Source organism: Latilactobacillus fuchuensis (genome assembly GCF_900258455.1).
Classification (GTDB): domain Bacteria; phylum Bacillota; class Bacilli; order Lactobacillales; family Lactobacillaceae; genus Latilactobacillus; species Latilactobacillus fuchuensis.
Map to the genome: position 1 here is coordinate 1,349,802 of NZ_LT984417.1, position 25,083 is coordinate 1,374,884.

The window sequence follows — 25,083 nt, forward strand, 5'->3', positions numbered from 1 at the left end:
ACTTTGGATGAGGCCATTTTTGATTTAGCTAATAACGCTATTCTAACGCGCCGCTTTAGCTTGTTGACGGTGTTTCAAGAGACGCCAACCCGTTAATGCAGTCGCCACTAAGCAAATCACTAAGGCAACCATAAAGGCATCGTGCATCCCAGCGATGAAGACGTCCGCATGTCCTGGTAAATAAGTCGTCACTTTATGACCATATTCACGACTCATTGCTGAGAATAAAACGGTCGTCGCACATGAAATCCCGAAAATCATACCCAGATTTCGCGCTAAGGCGTTGATCCCGCCGGCAATTCCTAAATCTTTGACATCAACAGAACTCATGACAATCGTATTATTAGGGGCTTGGAAAATCCCATTGCCTAAACCAACGAGCCCAACGAAGAACATGAACAACCAGACTGGTGTCTGTAAATTCATCGTCATATAACCGATTTGACTGATACAAATCAAAACTAATCCAACAAAAGTTAATAGTTCTGGACCAATTTTATCCGAAATCGTGCCGGCAATCGGTGCGGCGATCACTTGGACAATTGGGAAAATCATCAAGATATAGCCCGCGGTACTCGGTTCGAACCCACGTGCATTTTCAAGATAGAATGGTGCAATCACGTTGAAGAAGAACGTCACGATGAAGATTAGAAACGCACATAATAAACTTAAACTGAAATCAATATTCTTAAATAAACGGAATGATAACAATGGCTTTTCAACATGGTTTTCAATCCAGACAAAGGCGGCCGCACTGATAATCGCAAGTGCGAATAACGCTAAGACGCCTGGTTGCGTGAACCCAACTTGTTGGCCAATGAAAACGCCTAAGAACAAGCTGACAATTAATAATGCAAAACCAGCGAATCCAAAATAATCGATTTTCTCATGGGTTTTAATAATATCTTTGGGTAAGACAAATTGACCAAAGATAATCGTTAAAATCCCAATCGGTACGTTAATCCAGAAAATATACCCCCAACTAAAGTGGGATAGGATTAAGCCGCCAATTCCGGGGCCAGCGATACTGCCTAACGCGACAAACGATCCGGTTAAGCCTAACGCCCGCCCCCGTTCTTTAATCGGGAAAACTTCGGTGATAATCCCGTTATTATTACTCATCGTCATTGATGCGCCTAGCGCTTGAATCGCCCGCGCAATCAATAGAACAGTTAAACCACTATTGAAACCACATAATAATGAACCAAAAACAAACAAGACGGTCCCAATCTTAAAGACTTTGACTTTACCAAAGGCATCGCCAACCTTACCAAATAATAGTAATAACGAACAGATGACAATTAAATAGATCGAGACGATCCATTCAGATTGGTTCATCGGGATTTTTAAATCTTTACTCATCACTGGTAGCGCGATATTAACGATACTACCATCTAAAGTTGCCATGAATGTAAACAAGCCCACGGCGGTCAGAATCCACCAGCGATTCTTTTGAACTTTCGGATTATCTGCGTAACTTAATGCCATTTAGTCACTTTCTTTCATTTTAATAAAATTCAATCTTGATTATTATACGCTATTTTCAGAAAATAAAATATAGTTAATCCGCTGACTAAATCATTTAAAATAGCTCATCCAAATCAAAACCTTGATTTGGATGAGCTATTTTTGTGCTATTTAACGCGTGCTAAGAAATACTTCTTCTTGCCACGACGGACAATCACAAACTTACCATCGAAATTAGCGGCCGGATTAATTTCAGCCGTCGTTTCCCGAATCCGATCACCATTAACGGTAATCGCACCATTTTGAACATCTTCACGCGCTTGGCGTTTTGACGATTCAATTTTGGCATCGACTAAGAAATCAACGATGTTTTTGACCTCGTTCGTAATTTCAACGGTTGGCGCTTTTTGGAAAGCTTGTTCCGCTTCGTTGACGTCTAAGACTTTGATATCGCCTGAGAACAAGACTTCGGTAATCCGTTGGGCCCCTTCTAATTCATGTTGGCCATGCACAAAGCGTGTGACTTCTTCAGCCAAACGACGTTGTGCTTCCCGTTTTTCAGGGGCTGTCGCCATTTTTTGTGCTAATTCATCAATTTCAGATTCTTCTAAGAACGTAAAGAATTTCAAATATCTAACAACATCGCGGTCATCTTGGTTTAACCAGAATTGGTAGAATTCGTATGGTGATGTCTTTTCAGGATCTAACCAGATAGCGCCACCAGCGGTTTTACCAAACTTAGTCCCATCCGCTTTTAACATCAACGGAATCGTTAAACCGTAAACTTCAGTTTCACTACCCTCAATCTTATGAATCATATCAATCCCAGACGTGATATTGCCCCATTGATCGGCGCCACCAATTTGTAATTGAACGTCATGCGCATCGTGCAGGTGCATGAAATCGACTGATTGTAAGATTTGGTAGGTGAATTCAGTAAACGAGATGCCGACGTCTAAACGACTTGCGACAACATCCTTAGCGAGCATCGTATTGATATTAAAGAGCTTACCGTAATCACGTAAGAAATCTAACAATGAAATCTTAGATAACCAGTCGTAGTTGTTGACCATTGACACATTAGCATCGGCGCCAAACAATTGACGCATTTGACCAGAAAGGGCTTCAACATTATGTTCAACCATCGCCATTGTTTGTAACTGACGTTCTGATTTACGACCACTGGGATCACCAATGGAACCCGTCCCGCCACCAATCACGATGTAGGGATGATGCCCAGCCAATTGGAATCGTTTCATCATCATAAACGGAATCAAATGCCCGATATGCATACTATCACCGGTTGGATCGACCCCACAGTATAACGAAATACTTTTATGCTCAACTAATTCCCGTAACCCTTCGGCATCCGTTTGTTGATTGACAGCATCCCGCCAAGTTAATTCATCAATAATATTTTTTTGCATGTTTTTTCCTCCTATAAAAAAAGTCCCAACTAACCTTCAATTGAAAGTTAATTGGGACGAATTATTAGTTTAAGTCGCGGTACCACCCGAATTATGTTGCCGAAACAACATCACTCATTGATTGGCACGTCAATCACACGTCGATTTTTTGCGCGCTGTGTAATTCGACATCGGCATCATTCCTAGTTCTCAGCAATCTAGGTTTCTGTTAATAATTTGCCCAATCTCTACTGTCAGTGCAATCGTTAGTATTTAGATGATACTTACACGTTATCCGATATGACCTTAATTGTCAACTAAAAAAGCTACTCAGAAAAGATTCCAAGTAGCCCCTAATTATCAATTATAGTTTTGAAACGTTAGCCGCTTGTGGTCCACGGTTGCCTTCAACGATATCAAATTCAACAGCTTGGCCTTCTTCTAATGATTTAAAGCCTTCGTCTTGAATTGCACTGAAATGTACAAAGATATCTTCTTGACCTTCGACCGAGATAAAGCCGAAACCTTTTTCATTGTTAAACCATTTTACTGTACCTTTTTCCATGATGTTGCTCCTTTAAAATTCACTATATTATCTAGTCATCTTCTAGACAAACACTATTATACGCGATTTTGAAACCGCATGCAATCTGAAAACTAATTTTAATTTAAGTGATATTTCGTTTGACGATGATAAGCTTGATCGACGTCTAAAACGATGTTGCCAAAGTCCGGATGATGAATCGCATCAGGCATCATCTGGGCTTCAATCGCAACGGCTTCGTGTGGTTTAATCGGTTGATTGGTTAAGTTCGGTTCACTGCCGAATCCGTTGGCCGTATAGATCACAATCGCGTTCCCTTCAGTGGTAATCGTAATTGAACGACCGCTGGTGGGTTCGGTCAATTGGGCATCCACATTGGCATTCTTTTTAGTTAATAAGAATGGATGGTCATAACCGTTGACCAATTGATTTTGCTCAGCTTGGCTATTAAACGCATCGGCTAATGGCCGCGCATGGTTTAAATCAAAAGCCGTATTTTCAACCAACGCTAGTCGGCCAGTTGGGAGACCATCAGGTTGAATTTCACCATAATAATCGCTGTTGATCAATAACTGGTGATTGTCGACGGTTTGGTCAAAATCACCAGTTAAATTTAAATAAACGTGACAAGTTGGGTTAAACAACGTCTTTTTATCCGTCGTGGCCGCATAATCAACGAGCCAATCGTTGGTTTCAGTCAACGTATAGGTCGTCGTCACTTGCAAGTTACCAGGAAAACCGTTAGCCCCATCCGGACTAGTCAACGCAAAGCTGACACTAATCGCGTCGGATTTTTCAGTGACGGTCGCTTGCCAGATTTGTGATTCGAAACTATTCGGACCACCATGATTGGTATTGACGCCATTGTTAATTGGCGCGTGATAAGTCTGATCATCCAGCTTAAAAGTCCCTTGCGCAATCCGCCCTGCCACGCGGCCAACCGTTGCACCAAAATAAGCATCCTGTTTGATATAATCCGCTAAATTATCATAACCAATCACCACATTTTTGAACTGACCAGCTTGATCGGGTAACACTAAATTAGTAATCGTGGCCCCGTAATCAATGACCGCCATTTGGTAACCCTGACTATTTTCTAGCCAGTGCTGCCAAATCGTTTGACCATCAATCGTGCCAAATTCCTGACGCCAATATTTCATGATTGTTGCCTCCTATTGATTAATATTTTGAATAAACCGTTGGAAAGCCGCTTGACCTTGTGGATTCCGTTTATAGACACCAGCATCTTCTAACACGCGTTTAAAGACTTTACCGATTGCCGTTTGAACAACTTCGGTGACATTTGCACGCGTCACTGTTTGTGCCCGTTTAATATGGTCAGCCCACGTTTGATGATAGGCCGCCATCTCGTTGGGTTGGTCGCACAAATACTTTTCAACTTCGGCCATTTCAGTTTTAAGCCGGGGTGGCAAAATAGCCAAGCCCATGACTTCAATTAAACCGATGTTTTCTTTTTTTATGTGCTGCACATCAGCGTGCGGATGGTAGAGACCGTCTGGAAATTCGGCTGACGTTTGATTGTCACGTAAAACCAAATCTAATTCGAATTGCGTCCCGCGCATCCGCGCAATTGGCGTAATCGTATGGTGCGGTGTGCCATCAGCGTCCTGAGCTAAAACTTGGACCTCAGGATCACTATAGTGTTGCCACCGGTCTAAAATCGTTGTTGCTAAGGCGGCCATTTGAGTCCCATCATCACCGGTTAAACGGATAACTGACATCGGCCAATTAACAATGCCGGCTTTGATATCTGCGTAACCTTTAAATTGAACCGGCGTATCAATCACGGCTTTGGCCATTGGAAAATCATGGCGACCACCTTGATAGTGTTCATGGGTCAAAATCGAGCCCCCAACAATGGGTAGATCAGCGTTACTCCCCGCAAAATAGCCGGGGAATTGTTTGACGATTCCTAATAAATCGCTGAACGTCTTGGCACTAATCACCATTGGTTCGTGTTTGCCGTCCAAGAAAATCGCGTGTTCGTTGAAATAAGCATAAGGTGAATACTGGAAACCCCATGTTTGGTGGTCAATTTCAAACCGGACAATCCGGTGATTACGCCGGGCTGGAAAATCTAAGCGGCCCGCATACCCTTCGTTTTCCAAACAGAGTTGGCATTTGGGATAACCGGTTTGTTTCATCGTTTTAGCCAACGCAATTTGTTTGGGATCTTTTTCCGGTTTAGACAGATTAATCGTAATTTCCAAGGAACCGTACGGTGTATCAACATCGTACGCGATATTCTTAGCGATTGCCGCAACTTTAATGTAATCATTAGCTTGACTTAATTCATAGAAATAAGCCAACGCCTTTTGCGGATCAGTCGCATATAACGTCCAGAAATTGCGGTTAACCGCACTCGGGAGTGGTGTCACCAAATCCATCAACTTAGCACCTAAAATGTCTTGTTCAGCCGCTAAATCGTTAATTTGGTGATTGGCGATTGCTAATTGAAGTAACGCTTCTTTTAAATCAATTAACTGCTGACTCGCTGGTGTAATTGCTGCGGCATCCGCTTCACCGACCAGGTCTAGTACCACGTTAAATAAATATTGTTGATCGTCTTTTGTGTAATCAGTCGCTGGAAAAGCGAGTACTCTTTCAATAAACGTTTGAATCAATTCTCTTGCTTGCATAATTTGCCCTCTATTTGTCTTGATACCCGTTTGGATGGCTTAAATGCCAGTTCCAAGCAGTTTCGATAATCGCTTCGATATTGTCATATTGGGGTTGCCAACCTAATGTGCCACGGGCTTTGTCGCTAGCGGCAATCAAGGTGCTGGGATCGCCAGCTCGGCGAGGTGCAATCTGTGTTGGAATCGCTTTGCCAGTCACTTTACGAGCTGCTTTAACGATTTCCATGTTTGAAAAACCAGTTGATGACCCTAAGTTGAAGGCGTTACTGCCGTTACCGGCTGCCAAATACTTGAAGGCCAAGATGTGCGCGTCAGCGAGGTCCAACACGTGGACGTAATCGCGGACGTTGGTACCATCTGGTGTATCGTAATCGTCGCCGAAAATTGAGAGTTCGTCACGGTCGCCGGCAGCGACTTGTAAGACGATGGGTAATAAATGGGTTTCAGGATGGTGATCTTCACCAATTGAACCGTCCGCTTTAGCGCCAGCGACGTTGAAGTAACGCAATGCGACGAACTTGATACCGTAAGCTTTGTCGGCCCAACGCATCATCGTTTCCATCATCAACTTACTTTCGCCGTAAGGATTGGTGGGGATTTGTGGATCAGTTTCTTTGATTGGAATGGTTTTCGGTTCGCCATAAGTCGCCGCAGTCGATGAGAAGACAATCTTCTTGACATCGAATTCGGTCATGACTTCAAGCAGAGCGGTCATGCCATAAGTGTTGTTGTCGAAATATTTAAGCGGTGATTTCATGGATTCTGGGACGATTGAGAAAGCCGCGAAATGAATCACACCTTCAACGTCTTCTTGGTCGAAGACGGTCCGCATAAAATCTTTATCGCGAATATCGCCTTCGTAGAAACGGGCTTGGGTATTAACCGCAGCACGGTGGCCAGTGATTAAGCTATCGACAACGGCGACATCGAAACCTTGGTTGATTAATTGATCGACGGTGTGTGAACCGATATAACCGGCCCCACCTAAAACTAAAATTGACATTAAAGATTCCCCCTTAAATTAATCTAATTTCTTTGCGCCATCCGCAATTTCTGCGATGTAGAAGCTTGGTGCGTAACCAATTTTAGCGGTGTAAACTTTCGCAACGTTGGCTTCAAAATTTTCAACTTGATCTTTAGCTACAATCGCAATTGCACAACCACCAAAACCAGCACCAGTCATCCGGGCACCCAAGACACCAGGTTGTTCCCATGCGGTTTGAACTAAGGTATCCAATTCAATACCGGTTACTTCATAATCAAATTGCAATGACACGTGTGAAGCGTTGACTAATTTACCAAAACGTTCAAGGTCGTTATCTTTCAAGGCTTCACGGGCCTTCATCGTCCGTTGATTTTCAGAAACAGCATGCCGCGCCCGTTTCAATAACGTTTCGTTTTGTAACAGATAAGCTTGTAAATCGAATGATTCATTATCGAGTTCGCCTAATGATTGAATATCATTTTTAGTTTGTAAAATCGCAAGTGCAGCTTCACATTCACTACGACGTTCGTTATATTTGGAATCCGCTAACTCACGGCGTTTGTTGGTATTCATGATGACAATCACGTTGTCTTGTAAATCAATTGGGACCAAATCATAATCTAACGTATTCGTATCTAATAAAATTGCGTGGTTGGCTTTGCCCATCCCAACTGCGAATTGATCCATAATGCCAGAGTTAACGCCGATAAATTTGTTTTCGACCATCACACCAGTCTTAACTAAATCAACGCGATCAATGTCTAAGTTAAATTGATCTTCAAGAATCACACCCATTAATAATTCGATTGAGGCTGATGATGATAAACCAGCACCATTGGGAATGTTACCCTTTAAATAAATATCCAAGCCGTGATTGATTGTATAGCCTTGTTCTTGAAGATAAACAATCATCCCTTTTGGATAATTCGCCCAGTTATGCGCTTTTTGATAAGAAAGATCACTTAAATCAAATGAAATCACACCGGCTTCTTCAAAGTTACCGGAAATTAAGTTAAAAGTTTGATCGTCGCGTTTCGCAACCGTTGCGTAAGTCCCTAAGGTAATCGCCGTTGGAAAAACGTGGCCACCGTTGTAATCAGTATGTTCACCAATCAAATTAATTCGGCCGGGTGCAAAATAGCTGGCCTCAGCGTCAGTTTTATAAGTTTCTTTAAATGCGTTTTTCAAGTCTGTCATGTTCATCGTAATTTCCTCCTTTATTAATCGCTTTCATTTTACTAAACATTTACTAAAAAATCAAACTATTTTTTTAAAAAGAACGTTTTAATTGGTTTTAATATGCTAAACTAGATAGGTAAACAACGAATTGAGAGGTGCGCCTGTGGCAACCATTAAAGATATCGCCCAATTAGCCAACGTTTCGAACGCAACTGTTTCTCGCGTCTTAAATTATGATCAAACTTTATCAGTTGGCGACGAAACGCGCCAACGTATTTTTGAAGCGGCGGAACAATTAAATTACACGAAGAGTCCTAAAAAAAATAATCCGCAACACGGTCGGATTGCCATCGTTGAATGGTATACCGCCAAAGAAGAGTTGGAAGATCTCTATTATTTGTCGATTCGCTTAGGCGTCGAAACTAAATTACAGGAATTGGGTTATGAAGTCACCCGTTTCTTCCAAAACGACCCCTTCAACACCCTTTCTGACGCGCTCGGCGTGATTGTGATTGGTAAATACAGCCCAGCTCAAATCCAACGTTTAAAGAAATTAAACCCTAATTTGGTTTTTGTTGATATGAATACCTTGGATTATGAAATCAGCTGTATCATGACCGATTTTAAATCACCGATAAAAAGTGTGCTTGACCATTTCATCGCTCAAAAAATCACTAAAATTGGCATGCTGACCGGTCAAGAAAGTACCGCCGATCAAGTTCAACTCGGTGTCGATCCACGACTAACCCATTTTGAAACTTATTTAACCACTAAAAACCTGTATCATCCCGAATGGATTCTAACGGGCGATTTCACACCGGAATCTGGTTATCAATTAACGATGCAGCTTTTAAAGGAACATGCGGCTAGTTTACCTGAAGCCCTATTTATCGCTAACGATGCGATGGCTGTCGGGACCCTCCGCGCTTTACATGAATCTGGGATTCAAGTTCCAGAACAACTCAGTTTGATTAGCTTTAACGATACGTCAATTTGCCAATACACCTTCCCGACTTTAAGCTCGGTAAAAGTCTACACCGATCAAATGGGCCAAGCCGCCGCTGAATTGTTAATCAAACAACTCAACGCCGACCAAGTCATTCCCCAAGTGATTACGATTGGCACAACGTTAACCTTGCGCAATAGTTCGAAATAAAAATAGCACGCCGCCAGATATATTTCTGGTGGCGTGCTATTTTTTACTTCTCCATCGCTTTCCGCAATGCGGCTGCTAACGGACTTTCAGCAGGCTCATCTTCTTGATTAACCTGTTTCAATAAACGTTGTTCTTCGTGTTTTGAAATTTTCTTTTTACGATCTTTCTTATCCATCATTTTTTCTGTCGTCCCACACGTTAAGCAGCGGAAGAAGGCACCATTTTTGCCTTCAACAATCGCCATTTTCTTATGACATTGTGGACAACGATGATTGGAAATCTTCGGATCTTTGCGGCGTCGATAATGACAATTGGTACAAACATAAATCTTGCCATCGCGGGTATTGCGTTCCTTTAGTGGATGATCACATTCCGGACATTTTTTATTGGTCAACGCAAAATCGTGATATTCAGTTTGACTCGTCTTAATTTCCGTAACTAGTTGTTTCGTCGCCGTTTCAATCTCTTGAATAAAGGCCTCAGGTTTCTTCTGACCGTGGGCAATCGCTTCGAGTGATTGTTCCCACTGACCCGTTAATTCAGGCGATACCAGGCTTTTATTGACCAATTTTAATAACTGTTGGCCTTTAGGGGTCGTCGCTAAGTGATTGCCATTACGGGTCACCAATTCAGTCTTCACCAATTTTTCGATAATTTCTGCCCGCGTTGCTGGTGTCCCTAAACTATATTTCTCCATTTTACCGAGTAAAGTTCCTTCGGTCAGTGGCTTAGGCGCACTCGTCAGCTGTTCCTTAATCTTAAATTGACCAGGAATCGTCGCACCTTTTGACCAATCAAAAGGTTTAGTTGGCGTTTCTTCAGTGGCCTTCCAACCGGCTTCGATGATTTGAGTTTGTTTGAAGTTAAATGTGTGCTTGCCAAATTGAACCGTCGCTTTGGTGACCGCGGTAACGTGGGGTGCTGCGAATAAGCCTAAGAATCGTTCGACGATTAACCGATAAACTTTTAATTCATCGTTTGATAGTTTAGCGACCCGGGCTGGTTCTTCAGTTGGAATCAACGCGTAATGATCGGTGACTTTTTGATCATTAAAAACCGCTGGTTGTAACACTTTAGCCCCTTGGCCTAAATAGTGTTTCGCACGTGGGTCAAATTTAACGAGTGCCGATAAACGGTCCTTCAAAGTCGCCTTGATGTCCGTTGAGAGGTATTTGGAATCAGTCCGCGGATAACTGACGGCTTTGTGCATTTCATACAGAGATTGAACCAATGACAACGTCTTTTTAGCGGACAAACCATATTTGGCATTAGCCACTTGTTGTAATTCAGTTAAATCATAGGGTAACGGTGCACTTTGTGATTGTTTTTTAGTTTGAACGGCCATCACTTGGCCTGGTTGTTGCATTAATTCTGTAACTAATTGATCAGCCTGTTCCCGACTCGTTAATTGTTGGGGATTAGCCAATTGCAATGTCGCGTTCTGACCTTGATAGTTCAACTGAATTGTATAGTAGGTTTGCGGTTTAAACCGGTTAATTTGGTCCTCAGTTTCGCGCACAAAAGCCAGCGTCGGTGTTTGAACCCGGCCCGCCGATAAGCTATCTTCATATTTAGTGGTCAACGCGCGCGTCACGTTCAAACCGATTAACCAATCGGCTTTCCCCCGTGCTAGCGCTGAAGCGTAGAGGTTATCAAATTGTTTAGCTGGTTTCAAATGGGCAAAACCATCCTGAATCGCCTTATTAGTTTGCGATGAAATCCAAAGCCGTTCGACCGGTTTATCAAACTTGATCCATTCCAAAATATAGCGGGCAACAGCTTCCCCCTCGCGTCCCGCATCCGTCGCGATGATTGCGCCACTAATATCTTTGCGATTAGCCAAATGACTGATTGCCTTTAATTGGCCCGTCGTTTTAGGGAGTGGTTTTAGCCCAATTTGTTTGGGAATAATCGGCAAAGTTTCTAACTGCCATTGTTGCCATTCTTTTTTGATGTCTTCCGGTAATTTAAGGGATAATAAGTGACCATACGCCCACGTGATCACGTATTGATTGCCTTCATAATATGTTTTAGTTTTTTGTGTAGTCCCCAACACTTTGGCTAGGTCTTTGGCCACACTCGGTTTTTCGGTAATTACTAATTTTTTAGTCATGCATAAAATCCTCATCGTTATTGATTTATTCTTTACTAGTATAGCCTATTTCCACTAAAAAAGTACCGCCATCTGATTCACCAGATAGCGGTACGCTTTAGTATTATCATTAAAAAATCATTTGATAGTCGAACTGCTGGCGCTGACCGACTTCAACCGTCTGATTGCCTAATTTGGTATTAATCGCTTGTTGTTGCCCATATTGATCTGGCAAACCGGCAAACGGTTCAATACATAAGAAATCCTCAGTCTGATTTTCCAACGTCCATAAGGCCATGTAAGGAAAATCAGCTGTTTTTAAACTGATACTATCGGTCGTCTTCCGATTTCTAAGCGTCACAGTTGTACTAGGGCGATCAAATAAAATCAAACCATTATCAAACAACCGATGATTCAACGCGAGTTGGCCCGCTTCAAGTGCTAGACGCCCCCGTTGGCCGGATCTGAATGGTGCTGGATCAATTAAATACGTCGCTAATTCAGCCGCTTCCCCAAAATCTAAATAATAATCGTCAAATTTAGTATCTGGCACTAATGGCACGTTAAAGCCAGGATGACTGCCCAACGCAAAACTAATCGCTTGTTGATCATTATTAATCACTTCATAGTGACAATTTAAACCGGTCGCCGTTAACGCATAAGTGACCTGCAACGTATATTTAAAGGGGAAAAGGGTCGCCGTCTCATGATTACCAACAAAACTTAGCGTGATTTCAGTCGCGGTTTGTTCAACAACCGTCCAATCGTAATCGCGTGCAAAACCGTGTTGGGGCATTGGCCATTCTTTTTGATCAATCAAATAATGATCATCGTTTGAGCGCCCAATTGATGGAAATAAAATGGGCGCGTGTCTTTTCCAAGCCGTTCCTTGCCACAAATAATCGAGTTCTTTCTTCTTATCCGTAATTTGCGTTAACTCAGCGCCTTTAGGATTGATGGTGACCAAAAAATGATCAGATTCAATTTTTAACATATTACTTATCCTCTTAATCTCTATATTTTTAATGGGTTTAGTCGAATCAATTCACCAACGACGCCCACTTGAATGCCTTGTTTAATTTTATCAGTCCGCGACGCATGAACCAATTGAAATTTATTTTGTTTAACGATTCGCTGGTTGGTCGTGTTTAACGATTGTTCGAACGGTTGGTTGGTCCCTGCCAGTAACATTACAATCATCTTAAATCCCGTTGACCAGACTTTGATTGGACTGTAATGTAGCGTATCGCTATAAAATTCAACAACGGTGCCCGCCGGAATATAAAACAGGAGTCCTTCTTGTCGTGGGTTAAATTGACCCGTTTTTTCCAAAGAAGCCCGTTTGCCTAACACCATCACGACATCAGTCAATATAACGTTAACCTCACTACCTTGATGGTATTCAATCGCTGAAAAGTCGCTTGTCTGGCCCGTACATTCACCCGCTTCAATCGGCATCCCCGCAAAGACATCCCGACCAATTTGCTGAATCATCGCTAATGATTCTAATGCTGGATTGCTCGGCACATATTGATTATCTTGCGGATCAACCCGCACATTTTGGCCCATCCATTGTTCAATTTCAGTTAAATCATATTGAGAATAAACAAGTCCAAATTGAGCGAAGCGCGGATCATTGATGCTTAAAATCTGATAATCTGGATTAATTTGTTTTAAAGCCGCTAATGTCATGTCCAACGCATCCCTTTCTCAAACAATTACTTCACTAAAAAACGACGCCTTTGACCTATCAAGGTGCCGTTTTTAGTGACAATTAACTGTCCTTATTGCACTTTACTAAACCAAGATGTTGCCGTTCTATTTAAAACTGAATTTAACGTTTCAATATTCTGCTTACCAGTGGTTTGCAACCATTGACGGCCTGCTGCTTCACTACTGGCAAAAGGTTCAATGCCATTTTTCCAAGTTGCTCGTCCACAAAGCACCCCATTAAACTGTGCATCTGCTTCGTGCGCCAATTCAAGTGTTGCTTGGAATAATGCGGCGGTCACTCCCGCACTTAAAAAGATATACGGTAACGTTGTCGCGTCACTTTGGGCTTTAAATAAAGCCATCGCTTGTGCTTGTGTATAGACGACTTCACGATCTTCATTGAACCCTTCAACGTAGGCCATATTAACCGGCACTTCCACTTTCAAGACATCAATATTGTATTGTGCTTTTGAAAATTCTGTCATCATTTCAAGTACTTTATGTGGTTTAACTTTAGCGTATTCGACCCCTTTGACATCCTCATTGGTCGCATCATAGGACACCAGCTCACAAAAGAATGGTAAATCTTCTGCCAAACATTCGTCGCCAATCCGCTCGACAAAGGCTTGTTTCTGATCATTAATTGCTTTTGCTTCATCCACATCGTAATACAACAAGAATTTAATTGAATCCGCTCCGGCCGCCTTTAATCGCTTGACTGACCATTCTGAAATTAAATCGGGTAAGCGCCCAGGTGTACTGACATCGTAACCCGTTTTTTCGTAGGCGACTAATAGACCCGTTCCGTCAGCTCGGACCTTAGCTGCTGGTAACCCGTATTCTGGATCCAATAAAATAGCCGAAGCATACGGTGTTAACTCTGAAGAAATCGCTTCTTTAAAAGCAACAATATCCTCTTCATTCGCGGGTTGCTTCGCCGCTGCAGCTAACATTTTTTTCAAAGAACCCCGTTGATCAATTGCTAACGCAGCGATTACGCCTGCTTCATTCGACATTTTCTTTAATAATGCGATTTTATTTGGTGTCATTTTTTCACCCTTCTTATCGTGATTGATTAGCTACCATGGCAATCCTTTTAATCGTGATAATAACCTTGCGCCCACAAATCATTTTCACGATCGAAAAAGTGCGGGTTATCGTGTTGCTCTGGATTATCTGGTTCTAGAGCATCAATCTTAGCAATCAGTTCAGCATCTGCTGGTTGCGCTAAATATTTAGCATCTACGAAAGCGCGTACAATTTCCTCCGCTAAATGTTCACCCACAACCGCACCCCCAAAACTAATCACATTCGCATTCAAATGTTCTTTGGCGTATTTAGCCGCGATTGGATCCGCCACTAAAGCTGCGCGGACCCCTTTATTTTTATCAGCAGCAGTCGAGATTCCAACACCCGTTCCGCATAAAACGACCCCTAAGTCCGCTTTTTGATCTCGTACTAAATCAGCGACCATCAACCCATACATCGGATAATGGGTCCGTGTATTGTCGTGCGTGCCAACATCAATCACTTCATGGCCGTTCGCTTTTAAAAAGTCAGAAATTTGCATCTTGACCGCTGTCACAATATGATCGTTTCCAATTGCAATTCTCATTAGTTCATCCTCCAAACTTAGATTAATTTCTCTAACATGTCTAAACGAATTTGATGGCGCCCACCAGCGTATTCAACACTGAGATATTCGTCAACGATTGCTTCGGCTAATTTAGGACCCACTAAGCCCGCTCCGATGGCAATTGCTTTAGCCCCATTATGTTCAGTCGTCATGTGTGCGGTGTTTTCTTCAGTGACATTCGCTGTCACCATACCGTGAATTTTGTTACTCGCCATGGCCGAACCTAATCCAAATTGATCAAACATAATCCCACGGTCTGCCGACCCTTTTAAAACAGCTTCACTAACCAGCACTGATGAATCAACAAAATCAGCCGCTGGACTTGGTGTTAAATCAAGGACTTCTAAAGATTTTTCTTCCAAATAGGCTTTAATATATTCCTTTAAATCAAAACCAGCTTGATCTGTCGCGATTGCAATTTTCATCAATATCACTCCAATTTTTTATTTAACTAATTTAGTAAATTGCCCATATTGCTCTAATTCTTCATTAGTGATTGACTGGTCAGTCACCAAGACGTCTATATCGTATAGATTATAGAATTGGTAAAAATCATCCCGATTTAATTTACTTGAATCCGCCAGAATAATTTTTTGTTGCGCATTATTTAATGCAATCCCTTGGGTCCGCCCCTCTTCCGCACTTGCGTTCATCACGGCTTCGTTATGAATCCCATTGACCCCAATAAAGGCTTTATCAAACTTTAATGATTCCAGTGTCGAATTCGCTAAGTTACCAATAAAGGCCCCCGAACGATTTCGATAAGTCCCACCAATTAAAACTAATTCCCAATTCGCGTTTCGGGTTTGAATACTTTCAAAAACGGGCAAACTATTGGTCACAACGCGCAGTTGGTTAACTTGAATCGATTGGGCCAACAATTCAAGCGTTGTACCAGACCCGATAAAAACAGTCTCCTCCTCCGCCACAAATTGGGCCCCTAATTTAGCAATGGCCCTTTTTTCATCAATATGCATTTCACGCTTTTCAATATGTGACGGTTCGTACAACGTCGAGCCTTTAATACTTTGGGCACCCCCATGAATTCGAATTAATTTGCCACTATTATTTAATTCATCCAAATCGCGACGAATGGTCATGTCAGAAACTTGTAAAGCGTCAATTAATTCAGTAGTGGTTACCAATCCTGCAGTATTAACCATCTCTAAGATCGCGACAAGCCGTTCACGTTTTAACATCCAATCACCCCTTTGTTCGTTAATGTTCGTTTCAAACATAAATTAACATTTAAATTTAGTGAAGTCAAGCACACTTAACCGTTGTTTTGATAATCGCCTAGTAACCCATTTGTTTCAATGATATTTCACCTGGCTTAATCCCTTAAAAATCAACAAATTAAATTTTTAGCAAGTGGTTGACAACGGCCAAGAAAGCGTTTACTATTTGATTTGTAAACATTACCAAACATTATCAAACTTTTGCAACCAGAAATGGAGGTGATAACATGCAACCTAAACTTTCTACGACTACTTTATTTCAACCAGAAACAATCTACACGAGTACAGCGACTAGTCAGGTTGAAGTTTTCAAAGAGATTGCGCAAAAACTTTATCAACGAAACCTTGTAACCGCAAGTTTTGTTAATAATTTGATTGATCGTGAAATCCATTACCCAACCGGAATGGACTTATCCGTTATTTCTAGTCATTATCCTAACATTGCGATTCCACATACTGAATGTGAATTTGTCAAAACCCGGCGTATTATTCCGGTTAAACTTATCAATCCACTAACCTTCCACAGTATGATTGCACCTGCTTCAACCCTAGAGGTCCATTTCTTATTCATGATTTTAAATGATGATCCAGAGGGCCAAGTAAACGTCCTTGCTCAAATTATGGACTTTATTAGTCAAACCCCATCTGATCAATTAGAACACTTTTTCAAATTAACAACACCAAATGAAATCTATCAATTTTTGAATCAAAACTTTTAATACAATTATCGAGGAGGAATTTATAATGATTAAAATTTTAGCAGCTTGTGGTGCTGGTGTTAATTCAAGTCATCAAATTAAAGACGCTTTAGAAACAGAAATGGGTAATCGCGGTTATGAAGTCACCGCTGATGCTGTCATGGTTAAAGATATCACAGAAGAAATGATGGCTCATTATGATATTTTTACGCCAATCGCGGCAACCGATCTAGGCTTTGATCCTAAAATCCCGGTCATTGATGCTGGCCCAATTCTATACCGGATGCCTGCTATGGCTGAACCCGTTTATGATCAAGTTGAAGAAGCCATTAAAGCAATGAAGTAACGATTCCTGTTGTCCTATTAATTTAAGGAGATGTACCTATGTCAACTATCATTCATTTTGCCAATACCGTTTTCCAACCCATTATTGATCTTGGGGCTGCACCGATGATGATGATTGTTTTAACGCTGATTGCTCTTATCTTTAAGGTTAAATTCTCAAAAGCCCTAGAAGGTGGTATCAAACTCGCCATTGCTTTAACTGCGATTGGAGCGGTTATCGGCGTCCTCACATCTTCATTCCAGGATGCTCTAACTGCTTTTGTCAGATCAACCGGTATTAATCTATCGGCCACCGATGTTGGATGGGCACCTTTAGCAACCATTACTTGGGGCTCACCATACACCCTTTATTTCTTATTAATTATGGTGATTGTCAACATCATCATGCTCGTTATGAAGAAAACCAATACATTAGACGTTGATATCTTTGATATTTGGCATTTAGCTTTTGTTGGTCTCTTTTCAATCTACTGTGGCGCTAACTTATTAATTGCAACATTACTAGTAATCTTCATTGGCGTCTTAAAAATCATTAACTCTGATTTAATGAAACCAACCTTTAATGACTTGCTAAATGCACCAGAATCAAATCCCATGACAACCACTCATATGAATTATATGATGAATCCCGTCATCATGGTTTTTGACAAGATTTTTGATAAACTGTTTCCTTGGTTGGACAAATACGATTTTGATGCCGCTAAGTTAAATAAAAAAATTGGCTTTTGGGGTAGTAAATTCGCCATTGGGATTTATTTAGGGATCTTTATTGGTTTACTATCCGGCCAAGGTCCTAAAGAAATATTTACGCTATCATTTACGGCCGCATTCTGTTTGGAATTATTCTCATTAATCGGTTCATGGTTCATCGCTGCCGTTGAACCACTCTCTCAAGGAATTACTAATTTTGCTAATGGCAAATTAAAAGGTCGGAAGTTAAACGTCGGCTTAGACTGGCCATTTATTGCTGGTCGTGCTGAAGTTTGGGCAGCCGCTAACGTTTTAGCCCCTATTATGTTGTTAGAAGCATTAGTCTTACCTGGCAACAAATTATTACCACTTGGTGGGATTATCGCTATGGGGGTTACACCTGCATTGTTAGTCGTTACACGTGGTAAAGTCATTCGGATGATTATTATCGGTGCCTTAGAGTTACCAATCTTCCTTTGGGCTGGTACATTATCCGCACCATTCGTTACTGCCACTGCTAAAGCAGTCGGTGCTTTCCCTAAAGGGATTTCTCAAAATGCTTTAATTTCACATACCACGATGGAAGGTCCTATCGAAAAATTCTTAGGTTACCTTGTTGGTAATGCCAGCCAAGGCGATATTAAATTTATTCTTTACGCACTTGGCGCTTTAGCATTATACCTACTCATCTTTATCTGGTATGCTTTCCAAATGAAGAAACGTAACGCTGAATACGCTGCTAAAGCTGCTAAATAGTAGCACCCAAAGACGCCTCAAGTATTTAAACTTGAGGCGCCTTTTTTGATCTTAATTTAATTGATCTCTCCGATAAGCCATCAAACCATGACTAATTTCAGCCGTTTGGCCGTATATTTTTTTGTAGAGTGTATGCAACATTTGATATTTTTGAACATTTTCAGGATTTGGTAAGTATTCCTTGCCATAGCTGACAAACGCCTTAGCCGTATCTTGAACGGAATCAAACCAACCCACACCGGTCGCAGCAATCATCGCGGCACCCATCCCGGGGCCTTGTTCGTTGACTAATGAGACGACTTTTTTATTAAAGATATCGGCTTGAATTTGTAACCAAACCGGGCTCTTCGCCCCACCGCCGATTGAAACCACGGTGTCAAAATGACTGCCCTTCGCATCGAAAATTGCCATGATATCTGCAAACGAGAAGATAATCCCTTCTAAAACTGCGCGCGTGAAATCTTTTTGTGTATGCGTGCCATCAATCCCGATAAAACTGCCGCGAATATCGCCATCAGGATAAGGTGTCCGTTCGCCGACAATGTACGGTGTGAACAGCAAACCGTTAGCACCGACCGTGGATTCGGCCGCAGCCGTCACAAAATCGTTAAAGTCGGCTTCTGGTGCAAACGTCTTTTTAAACCATGACAGGCTATAGCCGGCCGCTAAAGTGACCCCCATCGTATAATATTTGTTTGGAATCGCATGGTTGAAGAAATGAAGGCCGCCATTATAATTAACATCGGCTGAATCCTCATATTTCAAAACGACCCCAGAGGTACCAATCGAGGACATCACCATGTTCGATGACAAAATTCCGGCACCAATCGCACCAGCGGCGTTATCGGCTGCCCCACCAAAAACCTTCGTGGTCGTTTTTAACCCGGAGAACGTCGCGTACGAATCACTGATTGTCCCCGCCAAATCGATTGATTCCATTAATTTAGGGAAAATACTGATTGGCAAATCAAATTGATCCGCAATCGCTTGACTCCAACATTTATTTTCTTCATCTAAAACCACCGTACCGGCGGCGTCGGAATATTCCATCGCTAAATCGCCGGTCATCCGGTAACGTAAATAGTCTTTTGGTAGGAGGATTGTTTTAACCTTCGCAAAAATTTGTGGTTCATTTTCTTTGACCCATAAAATTTTAGGTAGCGTAAAACCTTCAAGTGGTACATTGCGAGTGATATCAATAAAAGATTGGCCCATCTGATTCAAAATTTCTTTGCATTGCGCCGTAGTCCGCGTATCATTCCACAAAATAGCTGGTCGTAAAACCTGATTATTATCATCTAACAAGACCAAGCCGTGCATTTGCCCTGAATAACTAATGCCCTCAATTTCGTTGGCCTTGATGCCGTCTTTTAAAATCAGTCGGTCAATCGCGACCGTCGTTGAAGTCACCCAGTCTTCCGGATTTTGTTCGCTATAGCCGGGTTTAGGTTGTGATAATTGATAATCAAACCCTTGTTGGGCCACAATTTCACCCTGTTGGTTAACGGCTGACACCTTAACCGAGCTCGTGCCTAAATCAACGCCTAATACTAATCCCATCTGTCTACTCCATTCTATAATGATTTCGAAAATAAAAGAGCGCCGGACGATTGCCATTGCTCTTCTATCTCAATTATTTGCCTAATACGGTAAAGATGTAGTTGTTTAATGTCGCTTTTAGTTGTTCTAAATGGCCTGATTTAGTCGCTGCAATTAATTCTGATTGTGGTTTGTCGATAATGTAGTTTTCAAAGTCCTTAAAGGTTACTTTGCCAGCTTCAAAATCAGCACCAATGCCAGTCTTAAATGAACTGTAACGATCTTCGATGACTTCGTCAAAGACGCGGTCTTCGATTAACTTGCTAGCCACTTTCAAGCCAGCAGCGTAAGTGTCCATCCCAGCAGTATGCGCTAAGAATAGATCATCCATTGAGAATGATTGACGACGTGGTTTCGCATCAAAGTTCAATCCACCAGTTGGTAGACCACCATTTTTAAGCATTTCATACATCACAAGTGTTGCTTCATAGATGTCGTTAGGGAATTCATCGATATCCCAGCCGATTAACTTATCACCCATATTAGCGTCTAATGACCCCAACAAACCGGCATCACGAGCCACGCGAACTTCGTGTTCGTAAGTATGACCGGCTAAGTAAGCGTGATTCCCTTCCAAGTTCAATTTGAAATCTTTTTCCAAACCGTAAGTCTTCAAGAAGGCAATCGTTGTCGCTGCATCCGTATCATATTGATGTGATGTGGGTTCTTTTGGTTTTGGTTCTAATAAGAATTGACCCGTATAGCCAATTTCGTTAGCGTAATCTTTAGCGAAATGGAAGAATTTAGCAATGTGATCTTGTTCTAATTTCATATCAGTGTTTAATAGTGATTCGTAACCTTCACGACCACCCCAGAAAACGTATGATTCAGAGTTAACCCGTTTAGCGATTTCCAATGAATGTTTGATTTGAGCGGCTGAATAAGCAAAAATATCAGCAAATGGGGCCGTTGCGCCACCGGCTACGAAGCGAGCGTTAGTAAAGAGGCTTGATGTATTCCAAAGGACCTTCTTACCCGTTTCTTGTATCTTTTCAACAATGTGGTCAACCACTTTGTCTAAATTAGCGTTGGTTTCACGTAAAGTGTTGCCTTCTGGTGCTAAATCCCGATCATGGAATGCAAAGTATTCAACACCCATTTTATCTAAAAATTCGAATAAATAATCAACTTTAGCTAACGCTTGTTCCATTGGATCTTCAAATTTATCCCATGGACGTTGGGCAGTGCCATCACCAAATGGATCGACTAAGCGTTGATCCATTGTGTGCCAGTATGCAACAGAGAATTTCAACCAGTCACTCATTTTCTTGCCATTGATCATTTCATCAGGATTATAATAATGAAAACCATTCCCAGCTTTCAAACCTGATTGATTACCGACATATGTCATTTTTTCTTGATTAAATAATTTCATCACTAAAATCTCCTTAGCTCTTTTTTAGATTAGTTTTTTGAAACAACCAACTTACAATTAATAATGTAACCCCTTTCTCGATTTTTTGCAAGGGTTTTCTTTATTTTTTATCAATTTAAATTATTATTTCTATATGAGCCGTTTTTCGAACCTATTTCCCATTAAAAAAAACTGCTTATTCCCGTCTAATTCTGGTATGCTTACAGTATTATTAATTCTTAAGGAGCACGACTATGGCTGGATCAATTAATCAGGACGCAATGCGCGATTTAAATTTAAAATTAATGTTACAAATGCTATTTAATCGGCCACAAACCAGTCGGATTGAAATTGCCAATCATTTAAAACTCAATAAATCGACGATTTCATCCCTGTATACAACCCTTTCTAACCAAGGTTACATCAGCGAAATTGGGCAGGGAATGAGCTCAGAAGCTGGTGGTCGGCGGCCAATTTTAATTAAATTTAATCGCCACTACGGTTACTCAATTAATTTCGAATTTGGCCATCATCATCTAAGAATGATGGTCAATTGGATTAATGGTGAAAAAATTTCGTTCTCTTCAACGCCAGTGATTGATCAACCAATCGAGGCGATTGTTGAGATGATGAAAATACAAATCCACCAAGTTTCAATCCCGAAAGCGACCCACGGCTTATTAGGCATTTCAATCGCCATTAACGGGATTGTTGACCACAATCAAGTTGTTGACTCCCCCTTTATCGACATGGGGTCTATTAATTTAGCAGACGCCCTCGCCGAATTTGGTGTGCCAGTCATGCTTGAGAACGAAGCTAATTTAGCCGCAATTGCGGCTAGTGACTACTTAATCCATCCGACTGAACGTAATATTATTGCTTTAGACGTCCATAACGGGATTGGGGCCGGCATTATTATTAATCATAAACTCTACCGCGGACGTCATGGCCAAGCCGGTGAAGTTGGTCGCTCAATCTTTTATCCCGAACCACAAGCTAGGGTCATCCGGCCCATAGAAGAATCATTTAGTGAAGATGCCCTTTTCGACCGGCTCAAAGACATTAAAAAGATTGCCCATTTAGACCGCGATCGCTTTTTACAATACTATCGTTCGGATGATCCTGAAGCACAGCAATTGATGTTAGAATTCATCAATGCGATTACCTTTATTCTCTATAATTTGGATCAAAGCTTTAGTCCCGATATTATTTATCTACAATCCCGAATTGTTGGTGAAATCCCCAGTTTAATTGATAATATTGAGGCCCGCTATGCTGAACTATCCGCAACAAATCAACCCGCAATCCAACTATCACCAATGATTGAAGATGCGCCGCTCTATGGTGGCGCTGCAGTGATTACCCACCAAGCACTGGGACTCACTAATTATGATTTGCACCTAAATCTTTAGAAAACCGGCTTAAACGACTTTAATTTTTCGTGTAGGCCGGTTTTTAGCACCCAAAAGAAAACGGTTGCATTAATTAACCAGCAGTTTATACTGTTGTTAAACATTAGTTTGCTTAAAAAACTAACATTTCTGGAGGAATCTCACAATGGACATCCAAACGAGTCATTTTGACACTTATCAACACCAGCCAATCGATCAAATTACGTTAACCAACGACCACGGCATTAGCGCTGCATTCTTAACATTGGGGGCCACTTGGCAGCAATTCTTAGTCCCAACACCAACCGGTTCTAAAAATCTTCTTTTGAGTTTCCCCCATTCCACCGACTACTTAAACAATCCATTTTACGTTTGTATGGCAATTGGGCGCATTGGTGGTCGTCTAAAAAATGGTCAATTTCCTTTGGCTGGTCAATCCATTACGGTTCCCCAAAACGAAGGTCACAATACCCTACATGGTGGTCCACACGGCTTTCATCAGTTCATTTGGGATTATACAACTGAAACGAAGCAAGATAGCGTCAGTATTTGCTTTAAACGGCTAATTAAAAGTAGCGAGGATGGCTTCCCTGGCGATTTAACCATGAATATTTGTTACACACTCGATAATGATAATCAGGTAACCCTCACTTTTACCGGCGACAGCTCGCAAACCACCGTCTTCAATCCAACGAGTCACGCTTATTTTAATTTAAGTGATACCAACCATATTTTAAACCATTCATTAGCGTTGAACAGTCCACAATACTTAGCCGTTGATGCTGAAAAAATCCCGACCGGTCAATTAATCGACGTTCAAAATACTCCGTTTGATTTCAACAACGGCCAGCTCTTGCAACCAGCAATAGATGCGCTACAATCTACGACTGAAAAAGGATTAGACGATATCTTCAACGTCCAACCTGATCGATCCGACAGGATTGCAGTGTTAAAGGATCAAGATAGCCAACGTCAGATCACCATTAAATCTAAGCGTAATGGCTTGGTCGTGTACACTGCAAATTCATTCACACCAGATTTACCCTTTGAAAATGGCGTTGGTCACCCTTATCAGGGTATCGCACTCGAACCACAGACCTTGCCAGACACCCCTAATCATCCTGATTTTGGCGACGTCACACTACCCGCTAATCAGTCCAAAACCTATCAGATTCAATATTGTTATCAACAACTTTAATAAAGGTACACAAAAAGAGCTCACCATGTGGTGGGCTCTTTTATGTGATGCACCTATTCTTTAGTAATTTTACCGCATCAGTCCACTTCTTTAAAAGTTATTCATTTTAAAGCTACCAATATGTTCCCCAATCCGGATTATATAAACGCATAAGCGCTTCCATGTAGAAATAATCTCCCCATAAATTAGCCTCATCAATTCCCTTTGAAGAAGCGTATGAATAAACGCCATGTTTAAGTAGCCCGTCTTCATAATCTTGCGTTGCATAATTTTCACTCAATACTTTAAGAATTCCTTTTGCAATGTCATCTCCTTTAGATTCATAATCTTGCTTCTTAGCCTCTAACATTCCACAGGCCATGATAGCCGCAGCTGAGCTATCTTTTGGTTCCTTATCCGAGTCAGTAAAAATAAGATCCCAATATGGAATAGCATCTTCTGGTATATGTTGAAGATAGTAATTCAAAATATTCTGATATAAATTTTTTTCATTGGTCGCTGGAAAATACTTTTTATATAAAGGCATCCCTAAAAGAATCCACGCCTGACCTCTTGACCAACAAGAATCATCTGAATATCCTTGAGAAGTAGCTCCATGCAGTGGATTACCACTGACTGGATCAAAATAAAAAGTATGACAGGTTGAAAAATCGGCTCTAATAATATTGGAAATAACTTGTGAATAGTGTTTAATTCCAACATCTTTATATTCATTCTTATCTGAAATTTCTGATGCTTCAAATAATAAAGGTAAATTTAACAAGGAATCAATAATTAATCGATACTCTTTAGGATCATCCAGATCTCCCTGCTCCTATCCTAGTATTTGGTACATAAATTTCTGAACAGTTGTGCCATAATTAATAAAACAAGATAGGAGCGGTGAATTTTATAATGAAGTTAGCCACCGCTAACTAAAAAACGCCACGTGAATTTCATGTTATATTGAAGTTACCACTAACTTTCAATAGACAAG

At 41.3% G+C, this 25,083-nt stretch carries 23 protein-coding genes; 6 read left to right on the top strand and 17 right to left on the bottom strand.

Annotated elements, in window-relative coordinates; all coding sequences use genetic code 11:
- Positions 1-42: 42 nt before the first annotated feature.
- The 7 genes from LFUMFP_RS06370 to LFUMFP_RS06400 all read right to left on the bottom strand — a co-directional run bounded on the left by LFUMFP_RS06370 (position 43) and on the right by LFUMFP_RS06400 (position 8,265).
- The gene (locus LFUMFP_RS06370) at positions 43-1,488 is read right to left on the bottom strand and encodes an MFS transporter (RefSeq protein ID WP_025082433.1); all 1,446 of its coding nucleotides are present in this window, start codon (positions 1,486-1,488) and stop codon (positions 43-45) included.
- A gap of 146 nt (positions 1,489-1,634) precedes the next feature.
- Complete coding sequence (gene tyrS, locus LFUMFP_RS06375) at positions 1,635-2,894, bottom strand: tyrosine--tRNA ligase (protein WP_025082434.1); 1,260 nt, start codon at positions 2,892-2,894, stop codon at positions 1,635-1,637.
- A gap of 343 nt (positions 2,895-3,237) precedes the next feature.
- Positions 3,238-3,438 (bottom strand): cold-shock protein, encoded by a 201-nt coding sequence (locus tag LFUMFP_RS06380; protein WP_025082435.1) that lies wholly within the window; start codon positions 3,436-3,438, stop codon positions 3,238-3,240.
- 98 nt (positions 3,439-3,536) lie between these two features.
- Positions 3,537-4,577, bottom strand: a complete 1,041-nt coding sequence (locus LFUMFP_RS06385) for an aldose epimerase family protein (RefSeq protein WP_025082436.1) — start codon at positions 4,575-4,577, stop codon at positions 3,537-3,539.
- A 12-nt stretch (positions 4,578-4,589) separates the two neighbouring features.
- The gene (gene galT / locus LFUMFP_RS06390; RefSeq protein ID WP_025082437.1) at positions 4,590-6,077 is read right to left on the bottom strand and encodes a UDP-glucose--hexose-1-phosphate uridylyltransferase; all 1,488 of its coding nucleotides are present in this window, start codon (positions 6,075-6,077) and stop codon (positions 4,590-4,592) included.
- Positions 6,078-6,087: 10 nt separating this feature from the next.
- Positions 6,088-7,080 (bottom strand): UDP-glucose 4-epimerase GalE, encoded by a 993-nt coding sequence (galE, locus tag LFUMFP_RS06395; RefSeq protein WP_025082438.1) that lies wholly within the window; start codon positions 7,078-7,080, stop codon positions 6,088-6,090.
- A gap of 18 nt (positions 7,081-7,098) precedes the next feature.
- Positions 7,099-8,265, bottom strand: a complete 1,167-nt coding sequence (locus LFUMFP_RS06400; RefSeq protein WP_025082439.1) for a galactokinase — start codon at positions 8,263-8,265, stop codon at positions 7,099-7,101.
- Between the two features lie 139 nt (positions 8,266-8,404).
- Here LFUMFP_RS06400 and LFUMFP_RS06405 point away from each other — a divergent pair, with 139 nt between their 5' ends.
- Positions 8,405-9,397 (top strand): LacI family DNA-binding transcriptional regulator, encoded by a 993-nt coding sequence (locus LFUMFP_RS06405; protein WP_025082440.1) that lies wholly within the window; start codon positions 8,405-8,407, stop codon positions 9,395-9,397.
- A 43-nt stretch (positions 9,398-9,440) separates the two neighbouring features.
- On the opposite strand, the gene LFUMFP_RS06410 is transcribed toward LFUMFP_RS06405, so the two are convergent.
- The 7 genes from LFUMFP_RS06410 to LFUMFP_RS06440 all read right to left on the bottom strand — a co-directional run bounded on the left by LFUMFP_RS06410 (position 9,441) and on the right by LFUMFP_RS06440 (position 16,037).
- Positions 9,441-11,510: a DNA topoisomerase 3 gene (locus tag LFUMFP_RS06410; RefSeq protein ID WP_106483278.1), complete on the bottom strand. Its 2,070-nt coding sequence runs from the start codon at positions 11,508-11,510 to the stop codon at positions 9,441-9,443.
- Positions 11,511-11,619: 109 nt separating this feature from the next.
- A complete protein-coding gene (locus LFUMFP_RS06415; protein ID WP_025082442.1) occupies positions 11,620-12,483 on the bottom strand; it encodes an aldose 1-epimerase family protein in 864 nt (287 codons plus the stop codon).
- 20 nt (positions 12,484-12,503) lie between these two features.
- Positions 12,504-13,181, bottom strand: coding sequence for a DUF4867 family protein (locus tag LFUMFP_RS06420; RefSeq protein WP_025082443.1), 678 nt, complete (start codon positions 13,179-13,181; stop codon positions 12,504-12,506).
- Between the two features lie 92 nt (positions 13,182-13,273).
- Positions 13,274-14,251 (bottom strand): tagatose-bisphosphate aldolase, encoded by a 978-nt coding sequence (gene lacD, locus LFUMFP_RS06425; protein WP_025082444.1) that lies wholly within the window; start codon positions 14,249-14,251, stop codon positions 13,274-13,276.
- A gap of 47 nt (positions 14,252-14,298) precedes the next feature.
- Positions 14,299-14,817, bottom strand: coding sequence for a galactose-6-phosphate isomerase subunit LacB (gene lacB / locus LFUMFP_RS06430; protein WP_056950757.1), 519 nt, complete (start codon positions 14,815-14,817; stop codon positions 14,299-14,301).
- A gap of 17 nt (positions 14,818-14,834) precedes the next feature.
- Positions 14,835-15,263 (bottom strand): galactose-6-phosphate isomerase subunit LacA, encoded by a 429-nt coding sequence (lacA, locus tag LFUMFP_RS06435; RefSeq protein ID WP_025082445.1) that lies wholly within the window; start codon positions 15,261-15,263, stop codon positions 14,835-14,837.
- An 18-nt stretch (positions 15,264-15,281) separates the two neighbouring features.
- The gene (locus LFUMFP_RS06440; RefSeq protein ID WP_025082446.1) at positions 15,282-16,037 is read right to left on the bottom strand and encodes a DeoR/GlpR family DNA-binding transcription regulator; all 756 of its coding nucleotides are present in this window, start codon (positions 16,035-16,037) and stop codon (positions 15,282-15,284) included.
- A 266-nt stretch (positions 16,038-16,303) separates the two neighbouring features.
- On the opposite strand from LFUMFP_RS06440, the gene LFUMFP_RS06445 reads away from it, so the two are divergent.
- Genes LFUMFP_RS06445 through LFUMFP_RS06455 form a run of 3 tightly spaced genes read left to right on the top strand, consistent with a single transcriptional unit; the run spans position 16,304 to position 18,565 of the window.
- Entirely contained in the window at positions 16,304-16,795 is a 492-nt protein-coding gene (locus LFUMFP_RS06445) for a PTS sugar transporter subunit IIA (RefSeq protein WP_025082447.1), read from the top strand.
- Positions 16,796-16,820: 25 nt separating this feature from the next.
- On the top strand, positions 16,821-17,120 hold the full coding sequence (locus LFUMFP_RS06450) for a PTS sugar transporter subunit IIB (protein ID WP_025082448.1): 300 nt from the start codon (positions 16,821-16,823) through the stop codon (positions 17,118-17,120).
- Between the two features lie 38 nt (positions 17,121-17,158).
- On the top strand, positions 17,159-18,565 hold the full coding sequence (locus LFUMFP_RS06455) for a PTS galactitol transporter subunit IIC (protein WP_025082449.1): 1,407 nt from the start codon (positions 17,159-17,161) through the stop codon (positions 18,563-18,565).
- A 51-nt stretch (positions 18,566-18,616) separates the two neighbouring features.
- Here the strand turns inward: LFUMFP_RS06455 and xylB are convergent, their stop codons facing one another.
- Complete coding sequence (gene xylB, locus LFUMFP_RS06460) at positions 18,617-20,125, bottom strand: xylulokinase (protein ID WP_056950760.1); 1,509 nt, start codon at positions 20,123-20,125, stop codon at positions 18,617-18,619.
- Between the two features lie 73 nt (positions 20,126-20,198).
- Positions 20,199-21,539: a xylose isomerase gene (gene xylA, locus LFUMFP_RS06465; RefSeq protein WP_408609865.1), complete on the bottom strand. Its 1,341-nt coding sequence runs from the start codon at positions 21,537-21,539 to the stop codon at positions 20,199-20,201.
- Positions 21,540-21,772: 233 nt separating this feature from the next.
- Here xylA and LFUMFP_RS06470 point away from each other — a divergent pair, with 233 nt between their 5' ends.
- Both LFUMFP_RS06470 and LFUMFP_RS06475 read left to right on the top strand, forming a co-directional pair.
- Positions 21,773-22,930 (top strand): ROK family transcriptional regulator, encoded by a 1,158-nt coding sequence (locus tag LFUMFP_RS06470; protein ID WP_106483280.1) that lies wholly within the window; start codon positions 21,773-21,775, stop codon positions 22,928-22,930.
- A gap of 145 nt (positions 22,931-23,075) precedes the next feature.
- Positions 23,076-24,107 carry an aldose epimerase family protein gene (locus tag LFUMFP_RS06475; RefSeq protein ID WP_106483281.1) on the top strand — a complete coding sequence of 344 codons (1,032 nt, stop codon included), beginning with the start codon at positions 23,076-23,078 and terminating at the stop codon, positions 24,105-24,107.
- A 112-nt stretch (positions 24,108-24,219) separates the two neighbouring features.
- On the opposite strand, the gene LFUMFP_RS06480 is transcribed toward LFUMFP_RS06475, so the two are convergent.
- Complete coding sequence (locus LFUMFP_RS06480) at positions 24,220-24,909, bottom strand: glycoside hydrolase family 88 protein (RefSeq protein ID WP_081779513.1); 690 nt, start codon at positions 24,907-24,909, stop codon at positions 24,220-24,222.
- Between the last annotated feature and the right edge of the window lie 174 nt (positions 24,910-25,083).

Bases quoted from the DNA above. Each gene is read 5' to 3' on its own strand.
- xylA (WP_408609865.1), bottom strand. From the start codon at position 21,539: ATGAAATTATTTAATCAAGAAAAAATGACATATGTCGGTAATCAATCA.
- lacD (WP_025082444.1), bottom strand. From the start codon at position 14,251: ATGACACCAAATAAAATCGCATTATTAAAGAAAATGTCGAATGAAGCA.
- LFUMFP_RS06400 (WP_025082439.1), bottom strand. From the start codon at position 8,265: ATGAACATGACAGACTTGAAAAACGCATTTAAAGAAACTTATAAAACT.
- LFUMFP_RS06420 (WP_025082443.1), bottom strand. From the start codon at position 13,181: ATGACATTAGCGGCTTTAAAACAAATTAATCCAGATTATCAGATTTTA.
- xylB (WP_056950760.1), bottom strand. From the start codon at position 20,125: ATGGGATTAGTATTAGGCGTTGATTTAGGCACGAGCTCGGTTAAGGTG.
- LFUMFP_RS06370 (WP_025082433.1), bottom strand. From the start codon at position 1,488: ATGGCATTAAGTTACGCAGATAATCCGAAAGTTCAAAAGAATCGCTGG.
- LFUMFP_RS06470 (WP_106483280.1), top strand. From the start codon at position 21,773: ATGGCTGGATCAATTAATCAGGACGCAATGCGCGATTTAAATTTAAAA.
- lacA (WP_025082445.1), bottom strand. From the start codon at position 15,263: ATGAAAATTGCAATCGCGACAGATCAAGCTGGTTTTGATTTAAAGGAA.
- lacB (WP_056950757.1), bottom strand. From the start codon at position 14,817: ATGAGAATTGCAATTGGAAACGATCATATTGTGACAGCGGTCAAGATG.
- LFUMFP_RS06445 (WP_025082447.1), top strand. From the start codon at position 16,304: ATGCAACCTAAACTTTCTACGACTACTTTATTTCAACCAGAAACAATC.
- LFUMFP_RS06455 (WP_025082449.1), top strand. From the start codon at position 17,159: ATGTCAACTATCATTCATTTTGCCAATACCGTTTTCCAACCCATTATT.
- LFUMFP_RS06385 (WP_025082436.1), bottom strand. From the start codon at position 4,577: ATGAAATATTGGCGTCAGGAATTTGGCACGATTGATGGTCAAACGATT.
- LFUMFP_RS06475 (WP_106483281.1), top strand. From the start codon at position 23,076: ATGGACATCCAAACGAGTCATTTTGACACTTATCAACACCAGCCAATC.
- galE (WP_025082438.1), bottom strand. From the start codon at position 7,080: ATGTCAATTTTAGTTTTAGGTGGGGCCGGTTATATCGGTTCACACACC.
- LFUMFP_RS06380 (WP_025082435.1), bottom strand. From the start codon at position 3,438: ATGGAAAAAGGTACAGTAAAATGGTTTAACAATGAAAAAGGTTTCGGC.
- LFUMFP_RS06450 (WP_025082448.1), top strand. From the start codon at position 16,821: ATGATTAAAATTTTAGCAGCTTGTGGTGCTGGTGTTAATTCAAGTCAT.
- LFUMFP_RS06410 (WP_106483278.1), bottom strand. From the start codon at position 11,510: ATGACTAAAAAATTAGTAATTACCGAAAAACCGAGTGTGGCCAAAGAC.
- LFUMFP_RS06440 (WP_025082446.1), bottom strand. From the start codon at position 16,037: ATGTTAAAACGTGAACGGCTTGTCGCGATCTTAGAGATGGTTAATACT.
- galT (WP_025082437.1), bottom strand. From the start codon at position 6,077: ATGCAAGCAAGAGAATTGATTCAAACGTTTATTGAAAGAGTACTCGCT.
- LFUMFP_RS06415 (WP_025082442.1), bottom strand. From the start codon at position 12,483: ATGTTAAAAATTGAATCTGATCATTTTTTGGTCACCATCAATCCTAAA.
- tyrS (WP_025082434.1), bottom strand. From the start codon at position 2,894: ATGCAAAAAAATATTATTGATGAATTAACTTGGCGGGATGCTGTCAAT.